Origin of the sequence: Escherichia sp. MOD1-EC6098, from assembly GCF_002965865.1 — a bacterium.
Taxonomy (GTDB): Bacteria; Pseudomonadota; Gammaproteobacteria; order Enterobacterales; family Enterobacteriaceae; genus Escherichia; species Escherichia marmotae.
Genome location: NZ_PTSN01000006.1, coordinates 173607 through 197877, shown reverse-complemented (window position 1 = coordinate 197877; position 24271 = coordinate 173607). Strand labels below are relative to the sequence as shown.

General features: G+C 51.5%; 23 protein-coding genes and 1 pseudogene. 5 read left to right on the top strand and 19 right to left on the bottom strand.

The genetic code is table 11. The annotated features are described in order from the left end of the window. Positions 1 to 13: 13 nt before the first annotated feature. From cobB to lolC, 5 genes are read right to left on the bottom strand one after another with little or no spacing between them, the layout of a single operon-like run. Positions 14 to 835, bottom strand: a complete 822-nt coding sequence (gene cobB / locus C0K55_RS09420) for a Sir2 family NAD+-dependent deacetylase (RefSeq protein WP_016248601.1) — start codon at positions 833 to 835, stop codon at positions 14 to 16. Between the two features lie 15 nt (positions 836 to 850). After that, positions 851 to 1762, bottom strand: coding sequence for an N-acetylglucosamine kinase (gene nagK, locus C0K55_RS09415; RefSeq protein ID WP_105266239.1), 912 nt, complete (start codon positions 1760 to 1762; stop codon positions 851 to 853). A gap of 27 nt (positions 1763 to 1789) precedes the next feature. Then, the gene (lolE, locus tag C0K55_RS09410) at positions 1790 to 3034 is read right to left on the bottom strand and encodes a lipoprotein-releasing ABC transporter permease subunit LolE (RefSeq protein ID WP_001251382.1); all 1245 of its coding nucleotides are present in this window, start codon (positions 3032 to 3034) and stop codon (positions 1790 to 1792) included. Continuing rightward, on the bottom strand, positions 3034 to 3735 hold the full coding sequence (gene lolD / locus C0K55_RS09405) for a lipoprotein-releasing ABC transporter ATP-binding protein LolD (protein WP_001033706.1): 702 nt from the start codon (positions 3733 to 3735) through the stop codon (positions 3034 to 3036). The genes lolE and lolD overlap by 1 nt, the downstream gene beginning before the upstream one ends. Next, entirely contained in the window at positions 3728 to 4927 is a 1200-nt protein-coding gene (gene lolC, locus C0K55_RS09400) for a lipoprotein-releasing ABC transporter permease subunit LolC (RefSeq protein ID WP_000284703.1), read from the bottom strand. The genes lolD and lolC overlap by 8 nt, the downstream gene beginning before the upstream one ends. A gap of 261 nt (positions 4928 to 5188) precedes the next feature. Here lolC and C0K55_RS09395 point away from each other — a divergent pair, with 261 nt between their 5' ends. From C0K55_RS09395 to ldtC, 3 genes are all read left to right on the top strand, one after another. Further along, on the top strand, positions 5189 to 6259 hold the full coding sequence (locus tag C0K55_RS09395) for an acyltransferase family protein (protein ID WP_001516199.1): 1071 nt from the start codon (positions 5189 to 5191) through the stop codon (positions 6257 to 6259). A 127-nt stretch (positions 6260 to 6386) separates the two neighbouring features. Further along, entirely contained in the window at positions 6387 to 9833 is a 3447-nt protein-coding gene (gene mfd, locus C0K55_RS09390; RefSeq protein WP_105266240.1) for a transcription-repair coupling factor, read from the top strand. A 248-nt stretch (positions 9834 to 10081) separates the two neighbouring features. Beyond that, the gene (ldtC, locus tag C0K55_RS09385; protein WP_072274906.1) at positions 10082 to 11044 is read left to right on the top strand and encodes a L,D-transpeptidase LdtC; all 963 of its coding nucleotides are present in this window, start codon (positions 10082 to 10084) and stop codon (positions 11042 to 11044) included. Between the two features lie 82 nt (positions 11045 to 11126). On the opposite strand, the gene bhsA is transcribed toward ldtC, so the two are convergent. Next, positions 11127 to 11384, bottom strand: a complete 258-nt coding sequence (bhsA, locus tag C0K55_RS09380; RefSeq protein ID WP_001516196.1) for a multiple stress resistance protein BhsA — start codon at positions 11382 to 11384, stop codon at positions 11127 to 11129. Positions 11385 to 11624: 240 nt separating this feature from the next. Between bhsA and comR the strand changes: the two genes are divergently transcribed. Next, positions 11625 to 12257, top strand: coding sequence for a TetR family copper-responsive transcriptional repressor ComR (comR, locus tag C0K55_RS09375; RefSeq protein ID WP_000179798.1), 633 nt, complete (start codon positions 11625 to 11627; stop codon positions 12255 to 12257). A gap of 61 nt (positions 12258 to 12318) precedes the next feature. Here the strand turns inward: comR and C0K55_RS09370 are convergent, their stop codons facing one another. The 8 genes from C0K55_RS09370 to hinT all read right to left on the bottom strand — a co-directional run bounded on the left by C0K55_RS09370 (position 12319) and on the right by hinT (position 18578). Then, positions 12319 to 12858 (bottom strand): glycine zipper 2TM domain-containing protein, encoded by a 540-nt coding sequence (locus C0K55_RS09370; protein WP_105266241.1) that lies wholly within the window; start codon positions 12856 to 12858, stop codon positions 12319 to 12321. Between the two features lie 227 nt (positions 12859 to 13085). Next, a complete protein-coding gene (gene ndh, locus C0K55_RS09365; protein ID WP_001516194.1) occupies positions 13086 to 14390 on the bottom strand; it encodes an NADH-quinone dehydrogenase in 1305 nt (434 codons plus the stop codon). 387 nt (positions 14391 to 14777) lie between these two features. Continuing rightward, a complete protein-coding gene (gene ycfP, locus C0K55_RS09360) occupies positions 14778 to 15320 on the bottom strand; it encodes an alpha/beta hydrolase YcfP (RefSeq protein WP_000587920.1) in 543 nt (180 codons plus the stop codon). A 22-nt stretch (positions 15321 to 15342) separates the two neighbouring features. Further along, positions 15343 to 16368, bottom strand: a complete 1026-nt coding sequence (gene nagZ, locus C0K55_RS09355) for a beta-N-acetylhexosaminidase (protein WP_000529327.1) — start codon at positions 16366 to 16368, stop codon at positions 15343 to 15345. Between the two features lie 10 nt (positions 16369 to 16378). Further along, entirely contained in the window at positions 16379 to 17203 is an 825-nt protein-coding gene (gene thiK, locus C0K55_RS09350; RefSeq protein WP_105266242.1) for a thiamine kinase, read from the bottom strand. Continuing rightward, complete coding sequence (lpoB, locus tag C0K55_RS09345; RefSeq protein ID WP_001516192.1) at positions 17184 to 17825, bottom strand: penicillin-binding protein activator LpoB; 642 nt, start codon at positions 17823 to 17825, stop codon at positions 17184 to 17186. Before lpoB ends, thiK begins: the two co-directional genes overlap by 20 nt. Before the next feature lie 13 nt (positions 17826 to 17838). Next, on the bottom strand, positions 17839 to 18216 hold the full coding sequence (locus tag C0K55_RS09340; RefSeq protein ID WP_061090852.1) for a YcfL family protein: 378 nt from the start codon (positions 18214 to 18216) through the stop codon (positions 17839 to 17841). 2 nt (positions 18217 to 18218) lie between these two features. Beyond that, on the bottom strand, positions 18219 to 18578 hold the full coding sequence (gene hinT, locus C0K55_RS09335) for a purine nucleoside phosphoramidase (protein ID WP_010377279.1): 360 nt from the start codon (positions 18576 to 18578) through the stop codon (positions 18219 to 18221). A 286-nt stretch (positions 18579 to 18864) separates the two neighbouring features. On the opposite strand from hinT, the pseudogene C0K55_RS09330 reads away from it, so the two are divergent. Next, positions 18865 to 19020 (top strand): annotated as a pseudogene (locus C0K55_RS09330) (TonB-dependent siderophore receptor); the annotation flags it as partial. 59 nt (positions 19021 to 19079) lie between these two features. Here C0K55_RS09330 and ptsG read toward each other — a convergent pair. The 5 genes from ptsG to yceG form a co-directional block, all read right to left on the bottom strand. Then, positions 19080 to 20513, bottom strand: a complete 1434-nt coding sequence (ptsG, locus tag C0K55_RS09325; protein WP_034167088.1) for a PTS glucose transporter subunit IIBC — start codon at positions 20511 to 20513, stop codon at positions 19080 to 19082. A gap of 294 nt (positions 20514 to 20807) precedes the next feature. Beyond that, the gene (locus tag C0K55_RS09320; RefSeq protein ID WP_105266243.1) at positions 20808 to 21605 is read right to left on the bottom strand and encodes a metal-dependent hydrolase; all 798 of its coding nucleotides are present in this window, start codon (positions 21603 to 21605) and stop codon (positions 20808 to 20810) included. A 10-nt stretch (positions 21606 to 21615) separates the two neighbouring features. Then, the gene (holB, locus tag C0K55_RS09315) at positions 21616 to 22620 is read right to left on the bottom strand and encodes a DNA polymerase III subunit delta' (RefSeq protein ID WP_001516190.1); all 1005 of its coding nucleotides are present in this window, start codon (positions 22618 to 22620) and stop codon (positions 21616 to 21618) included. Continuing rightward, positions 22617 to 23258 carry a dTMP kinase gene (gene tmk, locus C0K55_RS09310; RefSeq protein ID WP_001257001.1) on the bottom strand — a complete coding sequence of 214 codons (642 nt, stop codon included), beginning with the start codon at positions 23256 to 23258 and terminating at the stop codon, positions 22617 to 22619. The genes holB and tmk overlap by 4 nt, the downstream gene beginning before the upstream one ends. Continuing rightward, on the bottom strand, positions 23248 to 24270 hold the full coding sequence (yceG, locus tag C0K55_RS09305) for a cell division protein YceG (RefSeq protein WP_105266244.1): 1023 nt from the start codon (positions 24268 to 24270) through the stop codon (positions 23248 to 23250). The genes tmk and yceG overlap by 11 nt, the downstream gene beginning before the upstream one ends. Position 24271 lies beyond the last annotated feature (1 nt).

Below are 24271 nucleotides of genomic sequence, written 5' to 3'. Positions count from 1 at the left end.
AATGACTTCTGCTTTATAAGCCCTTCAGCAACTTCTCAACAAACTCTGGCACGACCTGACTTGCCGGGCCGTAATATTTCTCGGCAAACTCATTGCCAACCTGGCTCGGTTCAAGGTTCAGTTCAACCGTATGCGCGCCATGCAGCTTCGCTTCGTGGACAAATCCTGCTGCCGGATAAACATGCCCGGACGTGCCAATAGCAATGAAAATATCCGCCATCGATAACGCCATATAGATTTCATCCATACCGAACGGCATTTCACCAAACCACACCACGTGTGGGCGCAGCGGTGCCGGAAACTGGCAGCAATGGCATTTATCTTCTGGCGTGACATCGCCCGTCCAGTCGAGCACCTGCCCGCTTTGCGTACAGCGTACTTTCAGCAATTCCCCATGCATATGAATCACATTGGTATTGCCCGCGCGTTCATGCAGGTTATCGATATTCTGCGTCACCAGCAAAAAGTGATCGCCCAGGGCGTCTTGCAGTTTTGCCAATGCAAGATGCGCAGCGTTAGGTTGAATTTCTGGCTGCTGTAGTTGACGGCGACGGGCGTTATAAAATGCCTGTACCAGTTCAGGATCGCGGTTAAAGCCTTCTGGCGTCGCGACATCTTCTACACGATGTTCTTCCCACAGGCCGTCTGCAGCGCGAAAGGTACGAATACCTGATTCCGCAGAAATGCCTGCCCCTGTCAGTACGAGTACTCTTGGTTTTTCCATTGCTTCCGGCACCACTTTATCTCTGAAAAAAATACGCTGACGCAAACGCTCGTGCAGGCGGCGTTTGTTTTTACGAAAACGACTTAACCGATGACCCCGACGCGACAGCATAGCAACCTCTATTGATTAATCGGTAAGATGTAAGAAGGCAGCTCCACGCATTCCTCCTGCATCCCCGTGACGCGCACGCTCAATGCGTGGGACACGAGCTACAGGTAAGAGATGACGAGGCAACCTGTCCGTTAGTTGCGTTGTGATTGCCGGGAAATTGGATAACCCGCCACCAATGACCAGCAAATCAGGGTCAATGATAGTCAGGATATTTCCCAGACAAACCGCTAATAAATCCAGATAACGCTCAACGTGCGCCCTTGCCTGCTCATCGCCTTGATCGTAAAGCGCAATAATCTCTGGAGCCTGCAACGGTTGATGATAATAATGTTGATACAGCCACGCAAAACCGCGACCAGAAAGATAATTCTCGATACAGCCATGCTGGCCACAACCGCAACGGCGTAACGGGAAATCCAGTCCCATCATGGTTAACGCATCGACCGGCAGACGCATATGCCCAAACTCGCCGGTAATATAGCGTTTTCCCGTCACCGGTTTACCGTTGAATACCAGCCCGCCACCAACGCCAGTACCAAGAATTAACCCCATCACCAACGGATATTGGGTAAATTCCTCATCCCAGGCTTCAGAAAGGACAAAACAGTTGGCATCGTTATTAAGGCGCACATCGCGATCAAGACGTGCGCTCAGGTCGGCACGCAGCGGTTTACCGCTGGCAGCAGGAACATTGACGGCATACAAAGTGCCATCTTCCGTTTCCGGCATTCCAGGAATGCCAATGCCAACAGAACCTTTACAGCCAAAACGCAGGTCAGCTTCGGTCACCAACTCGCACACCGCATCTAAAAATGCGTCATAGCCGTCACGCGGCGTCGACACCCGCTTTTCCCATTGCAGTTGCCGATTGTTATCAAACACGCCAAGCGCAATTTTCGTCCCACCAATATCAAACCCGTAATACATTGCCACTCCTTGTTTTAATGTACTGCCTTACTGGCCGCTAAGGACTCGCGCAGGGTCAATATTACTGGCGCGCCGCGCCGGATACCAACTTGCCAAAAGACTCAGCAACAATGCTGTGACCAGTACGTAGAAGACGTCCAGCCAGTGTAATTCCGATGGCAGAAAGTCAATAAAATAGATGTCACTGGAGAGGAACTGATGACCGATCAGACCTTCAATCCACTCAATAATCGGAGTAAGTTGCAGCGAAACCACCACGCCGATAACCACGCCACACAGGCTGCCAAACAGCCCCGCCAGTAGTCCATACCAGACGAAAATAGCGCGAATTAAACCGTCTTTAGCACCCAGCGTTCTCAATACTGCGATATCGCCGCTCTTGTCTTTCACCGCCATCACTAAGGTGGAGACGATGTTGAAACAGGCTACGCCAATCACCAGTACCATTGCCAGATACATAATGGCGCGGATCATCTGGATATCCCGATACATATAGCCGTAAGTACCGATCCAGCTCTTGATATAGACATAGCTGTTGGTCACTTCACCCGCATCGCGTACCAACTTGTTGGCGTTAAAAACATCCGTCATTTTAAGGGCAATACCTGACACACTGGAACCCATATCAAGATATTGTTGAGCGTCCGTCAGCGGGATCATGGCAAAACTGTGATCAAGTTGACCGCTTAGCTGCAAAATTCCGGTAATTTGCAAGCGCACACGTTTCGGCTGCATCAGCTTATGCTCAGGGTTTGAGTTCGGGATCATGATCGACACCCAATCGCCCTGCTTCACTTTCAACGCATCCGCCACGCCTTTGCCGATAATAATCTGCTGTTCACCGGCTTTAAAATTGTTCCAGGCATCTCCCTGGACAAACGATGGCAGCGCGCTCAGTCGCTGTTCCTGCTGTGGGTCAACACCTTTTACCTGCAGAGCGCGCAAATTTGCACCGCTCTCCACCAGCCCCGTGAAATTGATATATGGCGCAGCGGCGGCAATACCCGGCACTTTCTGCACTTTATCCAGTGCTTCTTGCCAGTTCGTCCACGGCTGATTCACCGCTTCAATTTCACCATGCGGCACCACTGCCAGAATGCGGTTGTTCAGTTCACGTTCGAAGCCGTTCATCGCACTTAAACCGACAATCAATACTGCCACGCCCAGGGCAATGCCAATGGTAGAAATAACGGAGATCAGCGACACCATGCCGCCGCGTCGCCGTCCGCGACTAAAACGCAAGCCAATTAATAACGATAAAGGCATCGCCATTACTCCGCCCCCATCAGGCTCAGTTCCGCCGTCAGACGACCATCACGCATTTCCAGTTGACGGCTCATACGTTTCGCCAGTTGCAGATCGTGAGTAACCACCAGAAAGGCAGTGCCCTGCAAGCGATTCAATTCTCCGAGCAACTGGAAGATGCTGTCAGCGTTACGCGCATCGAGGTTACCAGTAGGTTCATCCGCCAGCACCAGACGCGGGTTATTAACCAGCGCCCGGGCAATCGCCACACGCTGACGCTCACCGCCAGAAAGTTCTGACGGGCGGTGATTCGCCCGGTGCTCCAGCCCCACAGCTTTTAACATTTCCAGCGCCCGACTGTTAATTTCAGCAGGCTTTTTCTTGCCAATCAGCAGCGGCATAGCGACGTTTTCCAGCGCGGTAAAGTCCGGCAGCAGGTGGTGGAACTGATAAATAAAGCCCAACTTCTGGTTGCGCAGTTCCGCTTTCGCCGCCGACGACAGTTTGCTCATCGGCTGACCGCTAAAAATCACATCACCGGAGGTTGGCGTATCCAGCCCGCCCAGTAAATGCAGCAAGGTACTTTTGCCAGAACCGGAGCTACCGACAATGGCCATCATTTCGCCTTCGCCCACGCTGAAACTGACATTGTGCAGCACGTCGGTTTGCACACTGCCTTCCTGATAGCGTTTGCACAGGTTGTCGCATTGCAACAGGATCTTATTCATAACGTAAAGCCTCAGCGGGTTGAGTGGCGGCAGCGCGCCAGGAAGGGTAAAGCGTAGAAAGCAGCGCGATAGCCATCGCCACCAGCGCAATAACAATGACCTGTAAAGGTTCGATAGCGACCGGTAACGCCGCGCCATCAAGCAGGACGCCGATTATCGGCATCAGATTATTTAACTGGCTGGCAAGCAGTGCACCAAGCGCAGCGCCCAGGATCGCACCGATAACGCCAGCGCTGGCTCCTTGTACCATAAAGACCATCATGATTTGTCGTGGAGTTAAGCCTTGTGTCTGTAGGATCGCCACTTCGCCCTGCTTCTCCATTACCATCAGCCCCAGCGATGTAATAATGTTAAACGCTGCAACGGCGACAATCAGACTCAGCAGCAGGCCCATCATATTTTTTTCCATGCGCACGGCCTGGAACAACTCGCCTTTACGATCGCGCCAGTCCTGCCACTTGCTGCCTTCTGGCAGTTTTTGCTGGCTTAAAGAGTCGACTTTCAGCGGCTCATCCAGCCACAGACGCCAGCCGGTGATATTACCCGCTGGGTAACGCATCAGACGCGAGGCATCCTCAATATTCACCAGCATTTCATAGCCGTCGACTTCACTGTTGGCAGCAAAAGTGCCAATCACATTGAACAGACGCTGACTTGGAATACGCCCCATCGGCGTAAACTGGCTGGCAGACGGCACCATCACACGGATTTGATCGCCGCGATTGACACCTAACTGTGAGGCAAGTTGTTCACCGAGGATGACATTATATTTCCCCGGTTCGAGGTCGGCTTGCTTCACATTGACCAGATACGGGGTTAGCGGATCTTTTTGCGCCGGGTCGATACCCAGCATCACCCCGACCGCCACGCTGCGCGCGCTTTGCAGCACCACATCACCTGTAGTGAGAGGCGCAATACGATTTACGCCGTCAAGTTTGACCGCAGTCTCCGGGAGTTGTTGCGGGTTAAGGGAGCCATGCTCCGAAGAGAGAATTGCCTGTGGCATCAGGCCAAGGATGTTGTTTTGCAGTTCGCGCTCAAAACCGTTCATCACTGACAATACCGTGACCAGCGCCATCACCCCGAGGGTAATGCCGATGGTAGAAAGCCAGGAGACGAAACGACCGAAGCGATCCGCTGCACGCCCACGCATGTAACGCAGGCCAATAAATAGAGCGACAGGTTGGTACATGAAATCCGTCTGGTTGCTGTTAGCAAAGACACGAGTATATAAGCGAAAGCAGGATGGGTAAACGCCTGAACTGTAAGTGATCGTCAGGGCTAATCTGAAAAGTATCAGTAAATCAATCGGCTAAAGTGTCTCGTTTTCTCATCTGCCTTGTAACCTGATCTTTATCTGAAAAATAACCAAATACAGACAGATACGCATTACACCACGCCGCTCACCCCGCAGGATCAACGGCATGTTAAATTTTATGAGCGTGTTGTCCTGATGAAACAAAAAGAGCTATGGATTAATCAGATCAAAGGGTTATGTATTTGCCTGGTGGTGGTTTATCACTCGGTTGTTACCTTTTATCCGCATCTGACCACTTTCCAGCATCCGTTATCGGAAGTCTTGAGCAAATGCTGGATCTATTTCAATCTTTACCTTGCACCCTTTCGGATGCCGGTCTTTTTCTTTATATCCGGCTATTTGATTCGCCGCTACATCGACAGCGTGCCGTGGGGTAATTGTGTCGATAAACGCATCTGGAGCATCTTTTGGGTGCTGGCGCTTTGGGGCATTGTCCAGTGGCTGGCGTTGAGCGCGCTCAACCAATGGCTGGCACCAGAGCGCGATTTAAACAATACCGCCAATGCTGCTTATGCCGATTCCACCGGCGAGTTCCTGCATGGGATGGCCACCGCCAGCACCAGCTTGTGGTATCTGTATGCCTTAATCGTCTATTTCGTGGTGTGTAAAGCTTTTAACCGCCAGGCACTGCCGTTATTCGCCCTGTTTGTACTGATGAGCGTGGCTGTTAATTTCGTTCCCACACCGTGGTGGGGGATGAACAGTGTGATCCGCAATTTGCCTTATTACAGTCTTGGCGCATGGTTTGGCTCAACGTTGATGACCTACGTTAAAGAGGTGCCGCTACGTCGCCATCTGTTGATAGCAGTGCTGCTGGCTGTTCTGGCGATCGGAGCCTGGTTGTTGAACGTGTCGCTACTACTGTCGCTGGTGTCGATTGTGGTGATTATGAAGCTGTTTTATCAGTTCGAGCAGCGCTTCGGTATGCGTTCCCTCAGCCTGTTGAATGTGATTGGTTCCAACACCATCGCCATCTACACCACCCATCGCATTCTGGTAGAGATATTCAGCTTAAGTCTGATTCCGCAAATAAACGCGGCGCGCTGGTCGCCGCCAATCGAACTGGCGCTCCTGCTGGTTTATCCCTTTGTCAGTTTGTTGATTTGCACACTGGCTGGCTTGCTGGTGCGAAAATTTTCACAACGCGCATTCAACGATCTGTTGTTCTCCCCGCCTTCTCTGCCTGCAACCAGTTACTCTCGCTAAGCCATCGCCCCAGCCGGGGCGATTCAATTTGCTAAACCATGTCGATTCCGGATAATGAACAGCATTGCTTATCAGAGATATGCCCCCATATGTTGAGGCATATCCTAACGAGACTCTGACAACTGTTATGCCTGAACAATATCGTTATACGCTGCCCGTCAAAGCGGGTGAGCAGCGTCTGCTGGGCGAGTTAACCGGAGCTGCCTGCGCGACGCTGGTAGCCGAAATTGCCGAACGTCACGCCGGACCGGTGGTGCTTATTGCACCAGATATGCAAAATGCCCTGCGTTTGCACGATGAAATCAGCCAGTTCACCGACCAGATGGTGATGAACCTGGCGGACTGGGAAACCCTCCCCTACGACAGTTTTTCGCCTCATCAGGACATTATCTCCTCGCGTCTTTCCACCCTTTACCAGTTACCATCAATGCAGCGTGGCGTACTGATTGTTCCGGTGAATACGCTTATGCAGCGCGTTTGCCCGCACAGTTTTCTCCACGGCCATGCGCTGGTAATGAAAAAAGGTCAGCGGTTATCGCGCGATGCATTGCGTACCCAACTGGACAGCGCCGGTTATCGCCATGTTGATCAGGTGATGGAGCACGGCGAATACGCCACGCGTGGTGCGTTGCTGGATCTTTTCCCAATGGGCAGCGAACTGCCTTATCGTCTTGATTTTTTTGATGATGAAATCGACAGCCTGCGGGTATTTGACGTCGACAGCCAGCGCACGCTGGAAGAAGTGGAAGCCATCAACCTGCTGCCCGCGCATGAATTTCCGACCGATAAAGCGGCGATTGAGCTGTTCCGCAGTCAGTGGCGCGATACTTTTGAGGTGAAACGCGATCCGGAACATATTTACCAGCAAGTGAGTAAAGGCACGCTGCCTGCCGGGATCGAATACTGGCAGCCGCTGTTCTTCAGCGAACCGCTGCCGCCACTGTTCAGTTATTTCCCGGCCTATACGTTGCTGGTGAATACCGGCGATCTGGAAAACAGTGCCGAACGTTTCCAGGCCGATACGCTGGCGCGTTTTGAAAGTCGCGGCGTCGATCCGATGCGACCGCTATTGCCGCCACAATCGCTCTGGCTGCGAGTGGATGAACTTTTCTCGGCGTTAAAAAACTGGCCTCGTGTGCAGCTTAAAACCGAGCATTTACCGACGAAAGCAGCGAATGCCAATTTAGGTTTTCAGAAACTGCCAGACCTGGCCATTCAGGCGCAACAAAAAGCGCCGCTGGATGCGCTGCGTAAATTTCTCGAATCCTTCGATGGCCCGGTGGTGTTCTCGGTAGAAAGTGAAGGCCGCCGCGAAGCACTCGGGGAACTGCTCGCCCGAATCAAAATTGCCCCGCAACGCATTATGCGTCTCGATGAGGCCAGCGAGCGTGGACGTTATCTGATGATCGGTGCTGCCGAACATGGTTTTATCGATACAGTACGTCATCTGGCGCTGATTTGTGAAAGCGATCTGCTCGGTGAACGTGTTGCCCGTCGTCGTCAGGACTCTCGTCGCGCCATCAACCCAGACACGCTGATCCGCAACCTCGCGGAGCTGCATATCGGCCAGCCAGTTGTTCACCTAGAACATGGCGTCGGGCGCTATGCCGGAATGACCACGCTGGAGGCTGGCGGCATTACGGGCGAGTATCTGATGCTCACCTACGCCAACGACGCCAAACTGTATGTTCCGGTGTCATCGCTGCACCTGATTAGCCGTTACGCCGGTGGCGCAGAAGAAAACGCTCCGCTGCATAAACTTGGCGGAGATGTGTGGTCACGGGCGCGGCAGAAAGCGGCGGAAAAAGTGCGTGATGTGGCAGCGGAACTGCTGGATATCTACGCCCAACGCGCTGCCAAAGAAGGCTTCGCGTTTAAACACGATCGCGAACAATATCAATTGTTCTGCGACAGCTTCCCGTTCGAAACCACGCCGGATCAGGCGCAGGCCATCAACGCAGTTCTTAGCGACATGTGTCGGCCACTGGCAATGGATCGTCTGGTGTGCGGTGACGTTGGCTTTGGTAAAACGGAAGTGGCGATGCGTGCCGCTTTCCTGGCGGTGGAAAACCACAAGCAGGTGGCAGTGCTGGTGCCAACCACCCTCCTCGCCCAACAACACTACGACAACTTCCGCGACCGTTTTGCTAACTGGCCGGTGCGCATCGAAATGATCTCCCGTTTCCGCAGCGCCAAAGAACAGGCGCAAATCCTTACGGAAGTGGCGGAAGGGAAAATCGATATTTTGATCGGCACGCACAAACTGCTGCAAAACGACGTCAAGTTTAAAGATTTGGGCTTGCTGATTGTCGATGAAGAACACCGCTTTGGTGTCCGTCATAAAGAACGCATTAAAGCGATGCGCGCGAACGTCGACATACTGACGCTCACCGCGACACCAATTCCGCGCACGCTGAACATGGCAATGAGTGGAATGCGCGATCTGTCAATTATCGCCACACCGCCCGCCCGTCGTCTGGCGGTCAAAACGTTTGTCCGCGAGTACGACAGCCTGGTCGTCCGGGAGGCCGTCCTGCGTGAAATTTTGCGTGGGGGACAGGTTTATTATCTCTACAATGACGTGGAAAACATCCAGAAAGCCGCCGAACGGCTGGCGGAACTGGTGCCAGAAGCACGAATTGCCATCGGTCACGGGCAGATGCGTGAGCGCGAACTGGAACGGGTGATGAATGATTTCCATCACCAGCGTTTCAACGTGCTGGTTTGTACCACAATTATCGAAACCGGGATCGACATTCCTACCGCCAACACCATTATCATTGAACGCGCGGATCATTTCGGTCTGGCGCAGTTGCACCAGTTGCGCGGTCGCGTCGGACGCTCACACCATCAGGCGTATGCGTGGCTGCTGACGCCACATCCGAAAGCGATGACTCCCGATGCGCAAAAACGTCTCGAGGCGATTGCGTCTCTGGAAGACCTTGGTGCGGGCTTTGCGCTGGCAACTCACGATCTGGAGATTCGCGGTGCGGGTGAACTGCTCGGTGAAGAACAAAGTGGTTCGATGGAAACCATCGGTTTCTCGCTGTATATGGAGTTGCTGGAAAACGCCGTTGATGCGCTGAAAGCCGGACGCGAGCCGTCGCTGGAAGATCTCACCAGCCAGCAAACGGAAGTCGAACTGCGGATGCCGTCGCTACTGCCGGACGATTTCATCCCTGACGTGAATACACGTCTGTCGTTCTATAAACGCATTGCCAGCGCCAAAACGGAAAATGAACTGGAAGAGATCAAAGTAGAGCTTATCGATCGCTTCGGCCTGCTGCCGGATCCGGCACGTACTCTGCTGGAGATTGCCCGCCTGCGCCAGCAAGCGCAGAAGCTGGGGATCCGGAAGCTGGAGGGGAATGAGAAAGGCGGCGTGATCGAATTTGCCGAGAAGAATCACGTGAATCCAGCCTGGTTGATTGGTTTGCTGCAAAAACAGCCGCAGCACTATCGTCTCGATGGCCCGACGCGCCTGAAGTTTATTCAGGATTTGAGCGAGCGGAAACAACGTATCGACTGGGTGCGCCAGTTTATGCGTGAGCTGGAAGAGAACGCCATCGCGTAGTAGTAAATCGGGGGCGGTTATGCCCCCTTTAGACACAAAGCATAAACAAAATTTGCTACGCTTATCAGGCCTACCGTGTATTGAATTTGCAGGCGGATAAGGCGTTCACGCCGCATCAGGCATGAACCAGCATCTCTCCTAATATTTACAAATTCTTTGCACTTCCCTGCACTACCCGACACTGCCACCATTCATAATTCATACTTATCTTTTTATTACAATAACCTTATATTTTTTATGGATTTTTGGTGATGATCAAAACGCGTTTTTCTCGCTGGCTGACGTATTTTACGTTCGCCGCAGCCGTAGCACTGGCGCTACCGGCAAAAGCCAATACCTGGCCGCTGCCGCCTGCGGGTAGTCGTCTGGTTGGTGAAAACAAATTTCATGTGGTGGAGAATGACGGTGGTTCGCTGGAAGCCATCGCCAAAAAATATAACGTCGGTTTCCTGGCGCTGTTACAGGCCAACCCTGGCGTTGATCCGTATGTACCACGAGCCGGAAGCGTGTTAACGATTCCGTTGCAAACGCTGCTGCCGGATGCGCCACGTGAAGGCATTGTGATCAATATTGCAGAGTTACGTCTCTATTATTATCCACCGGGTAAAAATTCGGTGACCGTATATCCGATCGGCATTGGCCAGTTAGGCGGAGACACATTGACGCCAACAATGGTAACTACCGTTTCGGACAAGCGAGCTAACCCAACATGGACACCTACCGCAAACATCCGCGCCCGTTATAAAGCCCAGGGCATCGAACTTCCAGCTGTTGTTCCGGCAGGACCGGATAATCCGATGGGTCATCATGCGATCCGTCTGGCGGCCTATGGCGGCGTTTATTTGCTTCACGGTACAAACGCCGATTTCGGCATTGGTATGCGGGTAAGTTCCGGCTGTATTCGTCTGCGCGATGACGATATCAAAACACTTTTCAGCCAGGTCACTCCTGGCACCAAAGTGAACATTATCAACACACCGATTAAAGTCTCTGCCGAGCCAAATGGCGCACGCCTGGTAGAAGTGCATCAGCCTCTGTCAGAGAAGATTGATGACGATCCGCAATTGTTGCCGATTACGCTCAATAGTGCGATGCAGGCATTTAAAAATGCAGCGCAAACTGACGCCGAAGTAATGCAGCATGTGATGGATGTACGTTCAGGAATGCCGGTGGATGTACGCCGTCATCAAGTGAACCAACAAGCGTTGTAAATACCGGATAAAAAAATCCCCGCGGCACGGCATGTCGCGGGGAAAAAAAGCAGCAGTAGCGGGCATTAATGAGGGTTAATGCTTATTTATAAATTACTGCCGTTCCATGAAGGGTATTCGGGCCGGTTACTGAAGTAATACGGAAAGATTTTGCGCCCATCTCATCCGCTTTTTGTGCCAGTTGTTCTTCCAGCGATCCCAGATTTGTCCCCGCGTTAGCACTGATAGTACCCACTTTTTGTTGACCTTCTGGTGTTGCCTGAACTTCGACAGCCGCAAAGCTGGCAAATGACATGGAGCTTAAAATCGCCGCAGTGATGAGGGTTTTTACGTTTTTCATAATAGTGACCTTATGCAGATGAATGGCGTCGCAAGAAATTACTTAACGATCGATAACTAAATGATAGATGTGATCTGGATCACATACAAGATATTTTTTATAACATTCATTAATTAAATTAAAATTCTTTAAATTTCAGTTAAATAGAGAGCAATTATTTTTCTGCTCTCTGGACTGGTGAACGGTGGTGATTATTTTTATAATAATCATTCATTCACAGCTACAAGGTACAACGGCATCATGGCAACTGACTCAGCACATTGTGTAAAAAAAAGCCGTGGCCGCCCCAAAATGTTCGACAGGGAAGCCGCGCTTGATAAGGCTATGAAACTGTTCTGGCTGCACGGTTATGAAGCAACTTCCCTTGCCGATCTCGTCGAAGCGACCGGAGCCAAAGCGCCGACGCTGTATGCGGAATTCACCAACAAAGAGGGATTATTCCGCGCCGTACTTGACCGCTATATCGACCGTTTTGCCGCAAAGCACGAAGCGCAATTGTTTTGTGAAGAGAAAAGCGTGGAGTCTGCACTGGCAGACTATTTCGCCGCCATCGCGAGCTGTTTTACCAGTAAAGACACCCCTGCAGGTTGCTTTATGATTAACAACTGCGCCACGCTCTCCCCGGATTCTGGAGATATCGCCCATACCGTAAAGTCACGCCACGCGATGCAGGAACGCACCTTGCAACAGTTTTTATGTCAACGCCAGGCTCGCGGGGAAATTCCTGCCCACTGTGACGTAACGCATCTTGCGGAATTTCTTAATTGTATAATTCAGGGGATGTCGATCAGTGCCCGGGAAGGCGCATCGCTGGAAAAACTAATGCAGATTTCGCGGACAACATTGCGCTTATGGCCAGCGCTGGTGAAATAAGACGCAAAAAAAGCCCCTCAGCCTGAGCGAATGAGGGGCTAAATTGCAGAGTACAGCTTTTTTATACTTTGTTATTCAGAACCAGTTGTCCGTTGTTATCCAATGGGATTTGTGTGCCCGGATCGCTACCCATGCGGATTTTGCCCTGCTGATCGCCAATCTTATAGGTCACGTCATATCCCAGCATTTTTTCTGACTTGTCATATACCGTTTTACAACGCTGTTGGGTGGTCGTGTAAGTATCGCTTTCCTGGAGAGAGCCCTGAATCTGATTACCGGCATACCCACCACCAAGCGCCCCCACAACGGTGGCAACATCTTTACCGCGCCCACCGCCAAACTGATGCCCTATAACCCCGCCCGCCACAGCGCCCAGAACCGAACCGGCGATGCGATTTTCATCCTGTACCGGTCGGTGGTGAGTCACCGTGACGTTGCGGCACTCCTGGCGCGGTGTTTTAACTGTTTCCTTGATTGGGATTGCAGAAACAACCTGAGCGTATTGCGGGCCACGTTCAAACACGTTCAGACTGGCTACTGCCGCTACGCCGAGCGCAGCCGCGACACCAATCCCGATACCCGCCAACATTGATTTATTCACGGGAACACCTCCTTCTTTGCAGTTATGCCAATCATGCAAGCGAAGAGGAAAAGCCGCTATCAGACAGAAGATGAAAAACGCGGGAATAGCAGGAAATACTGAATGATTCAGATGAGTCTGAAGGGATGCCTGATGCGACACTTAACGCGTCTTATCAGGCTCACAAATCGTCCTCTTCCTGTAAGGGCGGATGAGGCGTTCACACCACATCCGCCAGTACAAGCCAATTAATGCAGTTTCAGACGCGGACGGATCACGCGGTTAATGCTACCTACCAGCATCATCAGCCCCGTTTTAAAGTAGCCATGCAGCGCAATCTGATGCATGCGGTACAGAGAAACGTACACAAAACGCGCAATACGTCCTTCAATCATCATCGAACCTCGGGTCAGGTTACCCATCAGGCTACCAACGGTAGAGAAGTTCGACAGTGATACCAGCGAACCGTGATCCTTATACTGATAATTTTTTAGTGGTTTACCGTTCATCTGCGCCAGAATATTGTTCATTGCGCAGGTAGCCATCTGATGTGCGGCCTGGGCGCGCGGCGGTACAAAGCCCCCTTCCGGACGCGGACACGACGCACAGTCGCCAATGGCATAAATGTCTGGATCGCGCGTGGTTTGCAGCGTCGGTTCCACCACCAGTTGGTTGATACGGTTGGTTTCCAGCCCACCAATATCTTTCAGGAAATCCGGCGCTTTAATTCCGGCAGCCCACACCATCAGATCGGCCTGAATATATTCGCCATCTTTAGTGTGCAAACCGCCTTCATCGGCACTGGTCACCATCGTTTGCGTCAGTACGCGAACGCCCAGTTTCGTTAACTCACTGTGAGCCGCAGCAGAGATACGTGGCGGCAATGCTGGCAAAATTCGCTCGCCCGCTTCCACCAGCGTTACATTCAGGGCTTCGTTAGTCAGCCCTTTGTAACCGTAACTATGTAGTTGTTTCACCGCATTGTGCAGTTCGGCAGAGAGTTCCACGCCAGTAGCGCCGCCGCCGACAATCGCAATGTTCACTTTGCCATTGGCGCCCAAATTAGCAGAGTACTTCAGGAACAGATTCAGCATCTCCTGGTGGAAACGACGCGCCTGGTGCGGGTTATCGAGGAAAATGCAGTTCTCTTTTACACCCGGCGTATTGAAATCGTTGGAGGTGCTGCCCAATGCCATTACCAGCGTGTCATAGGCAATTTTGCGTTCAGGCACCAGCAGTTCGCCTTTTTCGTCGCGCAGTTCAGCAATGGTGATTGTTTTCGCTTCACGATCGATATCAACCACAGAACCCAACTGGAACTGGAAACCATGATTACGTGCATGGGCCAAATAGCTCAGCGCATCAACGCCTTCATCGAGCGATCCAGTCGCCACTTCGTGCAGCAGCGGTTTCCACAGATGGCTGTGGTTACGATCTACCAGCGTAATTTTGGCTTTTTTCTTGCGCCCCAACTTATGTCCAAGCTGTGTCGCCATTTCCAGCCCACCAGCACCGCCGCCGACAATCACAATCTTTTTCAATGGCGTAGTCAACGTGACCCCCCTTAAATTTATTAACCAATTGTTAATTAATGGTTATGATCATAGCCCTTAATTAACAGCAGGTTACAGTGATGAAAATGTTCTTCGCTATTGAGAATAACATGAATGGTGCATTGGTCATACCAAAATTGATGTGAATCAAGTTTTGTTGCTGAAAAGATAATCGGATTTACCGGATGAGATCAAAAAACACAGTGCTTTGTTTATTGTTCAAGCAGCTTCGGGAGAGTGAAACAGGGTGAGGTGTTAGGCCTGATAAGATGCACATCAGACATTGGTGCACGGCTGTCGGATGCGGCGTGGACGCCTTATCCGACCTACAGAATCCGGGGCGCATCAGATAGCGGCAAGGTTACCTGATGCGACCGATGATAGCTTTTAACCGAGGGTTTTGAACGCTTTAATACGCTGCAAATGCGGGGAGATGTTTTTGAACTTGTGCGTCTGCTCTTCGTCCCAGACAATCTCGTAATAATGATGCAACTCTTCAGATGTCCGCTGGCTATTAAGCGCTTCATCGTGACGCGACAAGATCACCAGGCAACGATCGCGATTCTTCTCGCGGAAGTTGGTCACACACTTAGTAGCAATATCAGCGTACTCTTCCGGGCGATCAATCTTCCCTTCCATGTTTTCATAAGGGAACAGATTAGGGTTGAAGATCACCTGGCGGATATCACAGAGAAAACCAATCCGCTCCGCCCAGTAACCACCCAGCCCAACACCGCAAATTAACGGGCGCTCGTCAACATTCAGTTGCAGCATTTTGTCCACTTCTTTGAGCAGATGCTGCATATCGTGTTTCGGGTGCAGAGTGCTGTAGCTTATCAGCCGTACATCGGGATCAATAAACTGCAATTGTAAGACTTTTTCGTGGTTACCCGGACTGTTAGAGTCAAAACCGTGTAAATAGATAATCATCGCTTCCTCACATAAGCCAGGGTTAGTGACTTGCTTTCTCTTCCTGCCAGCGTTCATGTAACTGATTCAGACGGGCGCTGATCTCTTTCCAGCGAGCCAAGTCCATCAGTTCCTGTCGCGAAAATGAACCTTTATGATACAAACGTGTAACACGTTCTGCCTTGATCGGTGACAGATTATCTAACACGCTGACGGCCCCTTTACGATTATTGCAGACCAGGATCATATCGCAACCCGCATCCAGTGATGCCTGCCCACGTTCAGCATAACTGCCCATAATCGCTGCGCCTTCCATCGATAAATCGTCAGAGAAAATCACACCGTCAAAACCCAGTTCCTGACGTAAAACGGTCTTAAGCCAGTGGGGAGATCCGCTCGCCGGACGCGGATCAACATCACTGTAGATCACATGCGCAGGCATAATGGCGTCGAGTTTATTTTCGCGAATTAACGTGCTGAAGACTGACATATCTTTGGCACGAATTTCCGCTTGCGGACGCGGATCACACGGCGTCTCTTTATGTGAGTCAGCAGTTACTGCGCCGTGACCAGGAAAGTGTTTACCGGTGGTTTTCATTCCGGCTTCATGCATACCATCAATAAATCGGCTGGCGATTGCGAGGGCTTTTTCTGGATCAGCATGATAAGAACGCTCACCAATCGCCGCGCTGATATGCCCTACGTCCAGCACTGGCGCAAAGCTGATATCAATATCCATAGCGATCATTTCGCTGGCCATTAACCAACCCGCCTCTTGCGCCAGTTTGCCACCCTCTTCCATTCCCAGCAGTGCAGCGAATGATTGCGCCGCCGGTAAGCAGGTAAAACCCTCACGAAAACGCTGCACACGCCCACCTTCCTGATCCACCGCCACCACCAGGTGATTGCGCGAAGCTGCTCGGATCTGACGCACCAGTTCGCGTAACTGCTCTGGATCGTGATAGTTACGCGTAAAGAGAATCAGCCCTCCGACCAGCGGATGCGCGAGAATCTCACGCTCTTCCGCGTCCAGTTCGTAACCTTCAACATCCAACATTACTGGACCCACACTGCTCTCCTTATTGTTTTATTGATAGCTGCCGCCAGGTGTCATTGGCCAGCCTGATAAATTGTTGATCGCCGGTTTGTTGCCAGCGGTACTCAAACCACCCTGCTTTCAGCATCAGCAACCAGGGAAACCAGCGCCTGACCTGACGCCACAATTGCGCCGGATTAATCTTCGCCCGCACGGCATAATCATTAACCAACCGTCGGTGCTGGTCAGTATTTTCCACCCACACCGCCGCCAGTTCCAGCGCGATATCGCCATCACCGGCATACTCCCAGTCGATGAGTTTTAACCCTGACGCGCTATGCACCAGGTTTCCGGCATGAACATCCATATGCAACGGACTCAGGCGTAGTGGCTGTGGTTCCCGCGCTTTGCGCAGACGTTTCAACACTCGCAGCCACCCCGTTGTTCGCCGCGCAGGATCGCTTTGCTGCCAGTACAGTTCCAGTAGCGGCAACAACGTTACTCGCCAGCCAAAACGCGGTTGTTGATGCAAATAATACAGCAAGCCAGCCAGTTCGTCGGTATCTGGCAATTGCGTTTTTACCTCGCCGGGTAAATAGTCAACCACCATCCAGCCACGAAGATATAAATGCGGCTTTGGCGCAAGGTATGCAGGTAATTGTGATAACACCCGATACTGACGTAAAAACGCGGACTGCGACGCATCAGGATCGTGCGGCTGACGCACAACAAAACGCTGATCCTTATATTCAATGAGAAAACTCCCGCCGCTAAGCCCATGATTAAACGTCGCGACGGGATGATACTGCGGAAAATAGCGCGACAGTAATTCGTCGCGCGTGATGGGATTATTGCTGCTGAACGGCACCTTTACCTGACCAAATAATTTCGCCCGTCTGCACCAACATCAGTTGCATTTGTAGGGTCGGTGCATTGACGTTGCCAGAGGCACTGGAGTAAAGCACGTAATGAGCTCCGACATTGCGAGCAATGCCTATGGCTTTACTACGCGTGCCTAAGCTGTCCTGCGGCGACAAACCTAGCTGCTGCTTAGCCATAGAAAGCTGCTGGGCGGAAACAAGGGTAAATTTACCGTTATTGGCCAGCGCATTACGCAGCGTTTCAGTCGCTTCTCCGGTATTCAGCGAACCGTTAGTACGGTTGTTAACGCTATCAACCAGCAGAACGCTCCCCGCAGTCACGCCATCAGCCCCAAGCATCTTACTGACCATTGGTTGCATTGCGCCATTCCAGTCATAATGACGAATATGCGGTGCAGGAGGCGCGGTTTGATCTTCGTGCTCAATTGGCCCTGGCTGCTGCGGGATCGTCGGCACCGATGGCACCGTGGGTACTGGCTGTTGCGGCTCGGCAGGTTGCTCCGGCGCAGGTTTCACCTCTTCTACCGGTGCGGGTTCACGTGGCCCCACACACCCGGCGAGAAACATCGCCAGCGCGGTGATTAAGGCGTAGCGACTCATTTTTGTCATCAAGATTCACCCCTTACAAATAAATATAAAGTCTGACTTTGTGCGCCCCAAGATAATTGGCGCTGCCGTACAGAGTCACCGCTGAACGCGCGGGAATCGTGACACTGCGTGACGTTTCCAGAGGATGCATCTCCAGCCCTCTGGCGTCATACCAATAAAAACGATAATGAACGGTAACGGGTTCTTGCCTTTCGTTATAGAGCGTCGAGGATGCTGAAGACTGAATGTCAGACATTGAAAAAACAGGCTTTTCTGCGCTGATACCAGCAGCCAGAAGTGATGACTCCATCACCAGGGATTGTTCATCATTCACCGGAATTTCCGGATGTGAGCGACAACCCACCAGCAATAACAGCGCCAGAGACACCAGCCCAAAGCATCCTTTTCTCATCGTTACAGACCTTTATGCGCCAGCATTGGCCCCAACGGACGGCCACCCAGCAGGTGCATATGGATGTGGTACACCTCTTGTCCACCATGACGGTTGGTATTCATGATCAAACGGTAACCATCTTCGGCAATCCCTTCCTGCTCAGCGATTTTTGCCGCCACGGTGATCATGCGCCCCAGCGCCTGCTCATGCTCGGTTGACACGTCATTCACGGTAGGAATGAGGATATTAGGAATGATCAGAATATGTGTTGGCGCTTGCGGCGAAATATCGCGAAACGCCGTTACCAGATCATCCTGGTAAACGATATCGGAGGGGATCTCACGACGAATAATTTTGCTGAAAATAGTTTCTTCTGCCACGACATTTTCCTTTTTCATAATAGCCATGCGTTGCGCCATGCTACGCCGCGCCACACTGCGAGTATAGAGTATGGTCGAGTTAAACCCGCTCTTTCAACCTTAACTCACGATTTATTAAGCAAAAAATCGCTTTACTGCCGCATACATCGCTATTATTCCCATTTCCGCCTGCTAATGAACCGAAAACATGATTTCTCTTTAGTTTATATATTAAACAGGGATACACAGCCGCCATTGTTACCCGCCTGTATTGCGTTGGCATTATTCTTTCGCGCCGAAAACGACAGTTGATCTGTTCACCCGTTATCAGGTGACAAAAAACTTCTCGTTACAGGGGAACGTCAATAACCTGTTCGATAAAACCTATGATACCAACGTAGAAGGTTCTATCGTCTACAGTGCACCGCGTAATTTCAGCATTACCGGAACGTACCCGTTCTGATTGACGCCAGTAAAAAAGGCAGCCATTCGGCTGCCTTAGTCTCCCCAACATCTTACGGATTAGTGGTTACGGATGTACTCATCCATTTCAGTTTTCAGGTTATCGGATTTAGTACCGAAAATCGCCTGAACACCAGAACCAGCAACCACTACGCCCGCTGCGCCCAGTTTTTTCAGGCCAGCCTGATCCACTTTGGACACATCAGCAACGCTGACGCGCAAACGGGTAATACATGCGTCGAGGTTAGTGATGTTTTCTTTACCGCCAAATGCGGCAACCAGAGCCGGTGCCATTTCGCTAGTACCGGTTGCTTTCGCATCTTCAGTTGCGTCTTCACGGCCCGGCGTTTTCAGATCCAGAGCTTTAATCAGCACGCGGAAGATAGTGTAGTAAACAATCGCATAACCGATACCGACAATCGGGAACAGCCACAGCTTGCTGCTGTTACCAGACAGTACGATAAAGTCAATCAGACCGTGCGAGAACGAAGTACCGTCACGCATCCCCAGCAGAATACAGATTGGGAATGCCAGACCTGCCAAAATCGCGTGGATGATGTACAGGATCGGCGCAACGAACATGAAGGAGAACTCGATCGGTTCGGTGATACCGGTCAGGAACGAGGTCAGTGCCGCGGAGATCATGATACCGCCCACTTTAGCGCGGTTTTCTGGTTTAGCAGAGTGCCAGATAGCAATCGCGGCAGCCGGCAGACCGTACATTTTGAACAGGAAGCCGCCAGACAGTTTACCCGCAGTCGGGTCACCCGCCATATAACGCGGAATATCGCCGTGGAACACCTGACCTGCGGCATTGGTGTATTCACCAATCTGCATCTGGAAAGGTACGTTCCAGATGTGGTGCAGACCAAACGGTACCAGGCAGCGTTCGATGAAGCCGTAGATACCAAACGCAACTACCGGGTTCTGGTAAGCAGCCCACTGGGAGAAGGTCTGAATTGCGGAACCAATTGGCGGCCAAATGAAGGACAGCACAACGCCAGTAAAGATGGCAGCCAGGCCAGAAATGATCGGCACAAAGCGTTTACCGGCAAAGAAGCCAAGATACTCAGGCAGCTTAATACGGTAGAAACGGTTAAACATGTACGCTGCAATCGCACCGGAGATGATCCCCCCGAGTACGCCTGTATCCGCCAGATGTTTAGCGGCAATTTCTTCAGCAGGTAAATGCAGTACCAGCGGCGCAACCACGGCCATGGTTTTTACCATGATGCCATAGGCAACAACTGCGGCCAGCGCAGATACGCCATCGTTATTGGTAAAGCCGAGGGCAACACCAATCGCAAAAATCAGTGGCATGTTTGCAAAGACGGAACCGCCTGCTTCTGCCATAACATGCGATACAACGGCGGGTAGCCAGCTGAAATTCGCGGAACCGACGCCCAGCAGAATACCTGCGATAGGCAGTACGGATACCGGCAGCATCAGCGATTTACCGACCTTTTGCAGGTTAGCAAATGCATTCTTAAACATAATTGAGAGTGCTCCTGAGTATGGGTGCTTTTTTAACGTTCTCACGCGTGGCAAGGGGGGAGAGCCTTACCGTATACAGGGCATCTAAGCGCCCCTTATTTATTACACAGAGTAAAATAATTCAATGTTGATTTGTTTGACGGTTATCACGTTTCAACTTCTGGTCATGAGAGAAGTTGCACATTTTGACAAAACATATGTCAAGATATTTCAAACGTGGTTATCCACCGCCCAATTTGCGGCGGTGAACTTTACTCGTTTTACCCATTAATTACGAGCTTAAAAAAAATTCATTCAACAGATGGATTGAAGGCGGGAAGCGTCGATGTGAAACAGACGGGCGAAGTTATCGGTGGTTACCTGCGCCAGTTCTTCAACGGCAACACCTTTCAACACAGCCATGTATTCTGCAACGTCACGAACCATCGCAGGTTGATTCTCTTTTCCTCGATGCGGTACGGGTGCCAGATAAGGTGAGTCAGTTTCGACCAACAACCGATCCAGAGGCACATAGCGCGCGGCATCGTGTAGCTGTTCCGCATTTCGGAAGGTCACAATGCCGGAGAAGGAGATGTAAAATCCGAGATCCAGTAACTTGCCCGCTGTTTCTCTGTCCTCTGTAAAACAGTGTAGTACGCCACCGCAATCCGTCACTCTTTCTTCGCGCAGAATTGCCAGCGTATCGGCACGGGCATCGCGCGTATGAACGATAACCGGTTTGTTCAGTTCGCGGCCAATCTGGATATGGTGAATAAAGGACTCTTGCTGACGCACTTTAGTTTCCGGCGTGTAATAATAATCCAGCCCGGTTTCACCCAGCGCAACAACCCCCTCTTCTGCCGCCAGGCGGCGTAAATCTTCCACATCGTAGGGATCGTTCTGGTTGAGCGGATGTACACCGCAAGAAAATGCAACGTTGTCACGTTCGCCTACCAGATCTCGCATATGCAAGTAACCCGGTAATGTCGTGGCAACCGCCAGACAAAATTTCACATCGCGCGCGGCGGCTTTCGCCAGAACGTCATCCACGTCCTTATGCAAAGATTCATAATTCAGACCATCAAGATGGCAGTGTGAGTCGACTAAAAACATAATGTCTCTCTTAAAGATGAGGAACCGGTAACACAACGCCCGGTTGCAGGTAATGCTCAATACGCAGTAAAAGATCGGTGATGAGAAGCTCGCGGTTTACGCCTGTGACAGAAATTAATTGTTCACGACTTTGGCAAACATCCCCCAGTATAGCCTGCAGGCGAGAGGGAGAAAGCTGGTTTGCCAGCGCGGTGACAACGCCAGGAACATCAACATTGGTGACGTGTGAGGCGTCATAATGGCGTTTGAGCGCATCCATCAACAAAGTTGCCAGCCAATGTAAACGCGCCGGAGCTTGTTCGTGATTAAGTGCCGACAACATCGAATACCAGTCGCCAGATTGCACGCTATGTGCCAACGCCTGACAAAGAGTCTCACGTGCCTGCCAGGTATCTCCCTGAAACAACACCAACGCCGCACCAGGCGAACCGGCGCTCAGGCGCAATGCGGTGAGTATGGCCTCTGGTGACATTGTCACTTCACGCGCAAGCCAGCTCACCGCGTACTGTTCTGGCGGTGGTGCAAGGTAATGCAAGCGACAACGGCTGCGCAGTGTGGCCAGTAAGCGTTCAATTTCTCGTGTAGCGAGGAAAAACCAGGTTTCCGCTGGCGGCTCTTCCAGAGTTTTCAGCAAGGCATTAGCAGCAGCATCGGTCAGCAAGGCGGCATCGGTGACCCAGACAACTTTTGCACCGCCTAAGCGTGCGTGCTCATTCAATTTTTCAGTGACTTCACGCACAGCATCAATGCCCAGCGCGTTCTTTCCTTTTTCAGGTGCAAGAGTGTAATAATCGGGATGTGTCCCCGCCTGCATCAACTGGCATCCACGACAGTGACCACAGCTTTTGTGGCCCTGCGGTTGTTGGCAAAGTAAATAACGGCTCAGAGCATAGATTAAGGCATCATCGCCCATACCGGGTAACGCCTGAATCAGTAGCGCATGGTGACCCCTTCCGGCCTGATAGCTGGCTACCAGTTTTTCGAAATCAGGTCGTAACCATGGATACCATCTCATGCGTCCTGCTCCTTAACCCAGTGAGTCACGGTGGTGCGAATCGCGTCCATAACGGCTTCCAGCGGCTGGGTAGCATCAATGGTATGAATGCTTTTATCTTGTGCGGCCAGTTCCAGGTAGCGGGCGCGGGTACGATTAAAGAAATCAAAAGACTCTTGCTCAATGCGATCCAGCTCGCCACGCGCACGTGCGCGCTTAAGGCCGACTTCTGGGGTAACATCGAGATAGAGCGTTAAGTCAGGGCGAAAATCCCCAAGAACGGCATCACGTAACGTTGCCAGCATATGCTGGTCAATACCACGGCCACCGCCCTGATACGCCTGAGTGGAGAGATCGTGGCGATCGCCAATCACCCAGGTTCCATTAGCCAGCGCGGGTTTGATGACAGTCTCGACCAACTGAACGCGCGCGGCATAAAACATCAGCACTTCGGCTTTATCGGTAATGACTTCATCGCCTACCGATTTGATATCCAGCACCAGGCTTCTTAACTTTTCGGCAAGTTGCGTGCCGCCAGGTTCCCGAGTGAAAACCATGTCACGGATACCCAGTTGCTCAAGCGTCTCGACCACCACGTTACGCGCGGTAGTTTTGCCTGCACCTTCCAGCCCTTCAATGACGATATACTTACTGCGCATTTTTTTCCTTAAGCACTTTCAGATAATCCTGCACAGACTTGTTATGACTGGCAAGATTGGTATTAAACGTGTGACCGCCTTTACCATCGGCCACAAAATAGAGATACGGCGTTTTTGCCGGATGCGCAGCAGCCTTCAGCGAATCCGCCCCCGGTGTTGCAATTGCGCCTGGCGGCAGACCGGTAATGGTATAAGTGTTATACGCTGTTGGTGCTTCCAGATCTGCACGGGAAAGCTTGCCATTATAACGCTCTCCCATCCCGTAAATCACCGTCGGGTCGGTCTGCAGACGCATGCCAATACGTAAACGGTTGATAAATACCGAGGCCACCTGATCGCGTTCACTGGCAACGGCCGTTTCTTTTTCGATAATCGACGCCATGGTCACCAGTTGGTTTTTATCTTTATAGGGCAGCCCATCTGCACGACCTTCCCAGGCGATATCGACCGCTTTCACCATTTTCTTGTGCGCTCGTTTGAGTAACGCGACATCAGTGGTATTGGCGGTATACATCCAGGTATCTGGCCAGAACCAGCCTTCAATCCACTCCGGGTTTTCCAGCTCCAGCGCCTGTGCCACGGTGGCGTATTTATCGTCGCTCAGCGTGTGCTTAACATACGGTGCCTCACGCAATTGTTTGAGGTAATCGCTCAGACGCATCCCTTCCACCAGGCGTAGCGGGAACTGCGCTTCTTTACCGCTTTCCAGCAATTTCAGCATCTCGCGCACGGTCATCTGTGGTGTAAAACGGTAAGTACCGGCTTTGAAATGAGAAAGATCCGGCTCGATACGCAGCAACCATTGAAATACACGTGGGCGATTGATGATCTTATCGGCATAAAGTTGTTCACCGAGCCCCCGTCGCCCGGTCCCCGGTTTCAAGGTAAATATAGTCTCTTCTTTAATAAGTAATTTGCTGTCAGCAAGGTGGCGAACTTTCCAGACGCCCACACCAGCGGCGATACCCAGTACCACCAGCAATAACAAGACAATCAATAACACTTTTTTCATG

Excerpts from the sequence above, each read along its gene's own strand:
- C0K55_RS09320 (WP_105266243.1), bottom strand. The coding sequence starts at position 21,605 with ATGTTTTTAGTCGACTCACACTGCCATCTTGATGGTCTGAATTATGAA.
- lolC (WP_000284703.1), bottom strand. The coding sequence starts at position 4,927 with ATGTACCAACCTGTCGCTCTATTTATTGGCCTGCGTTACATGCGTGGG.
- holB (WP_001516190.1), bottom strand. The coding sequence starts at position 22,620 with ATGAGATGGTATCCATGGTTACGACCTGATTTCGAAAAACTGGTAGCC.
- comR (WP_000179798.1), top strand. The coding sequence starts at position 11,625 with ATGGCAACTGACTCAGCACATTGTGTAAAAAAAAGCCGTGGCCGCCCC.
- lpoB (WP_001516192.1), bottom strand. The coding sequence starts at position 17,825 with ATGACAAAAATGAGTCGCTACGCCTTAATCACCGCGCTGGCGATGTTT.
- yceG (WP_105266244.1), bottom strand. The coding sequence starts at position 24,270 with ATGAAAAAAGTGTTATTGATTGTCTTGTTATTGCTGGTGGTACTGGGT.
- nagK (WP_105266239.1), bottom strand. The coding sequence starts at position 1,762 with ATGTATTACGGGTTTGATATTGGTGGGACGAAAATTGCGCTTGGCGTG.
- ycfP (WP_000587920.1), bottom strand. The coding sequence starts at position 15,320 with ATGATTATCTATTTACACGGTTTTGACTCTAACAGTCCGGGTAACCAC.
- tmk (WP_001257001.1), bottom strand. The coding sequence starts at position 23,258 with ATGCGCAGTAAGTATATCGTCATTGAAGGGCTGGAAGGTGCAGGCAAA.
- cobB (WP_016248601.1), bottom strand. The coding sequence starts at position 835 with ATGCTGTCGCGTCGGGGTCATCGGTTAAGTCGTTTTCGTAAAAACAAA.
- lolE (WP_001251382.1), bottom strand. The coding sequence starts at position 3,034 with ATGGCGATGCCTTTATCGTTATTAATTGGCTTGCGTTTTAGTCGCGGA.
- C0K55_RS09340 (WP_061090852.1), bottom strand. The coding sequence starts at position 18,216 with ATGAGAAAAGGATGCTTTGGGCTGGTGTCTCTGGCGCTGTTATTGCTG.
- mfd (WP_105266240.1), top strand. The coding sequence starts at position 6,387 with ATGCCTGAACAATATCGTTATACGCTGCCCGTCAAAGCGGGTGAGCAG.
- C0K55_RS09395 (WP_001516199.1), top strand. The coding sequence starts at position 5,189 with ATGAAACAAAAAGAGCTATGGATTAATCAGATCAAAGGGTTATGTATT.
- lolD (WP_001033706.1), bottom strand. The coding sequence starts at position 3,735 with ATGAATAAGATCCTGTTGCAATGCGACAACCTGTGCAAACGCTATCAG.
- bhsA (WP_001516196.1), bottom strand. The coding sequence starts at position 11,384 with ATGAAAAACGTAAAAACCCTCATCACTGCGGCGATTTTAAGCTCCATG.
- ptsG (WP_034167088.1), bottom strand. The coding sequence starts at position 20,513 with ATGTTTAAGAATGCATTTGCTAACCTGCAAAAGGTCGGTAAATCGCTG.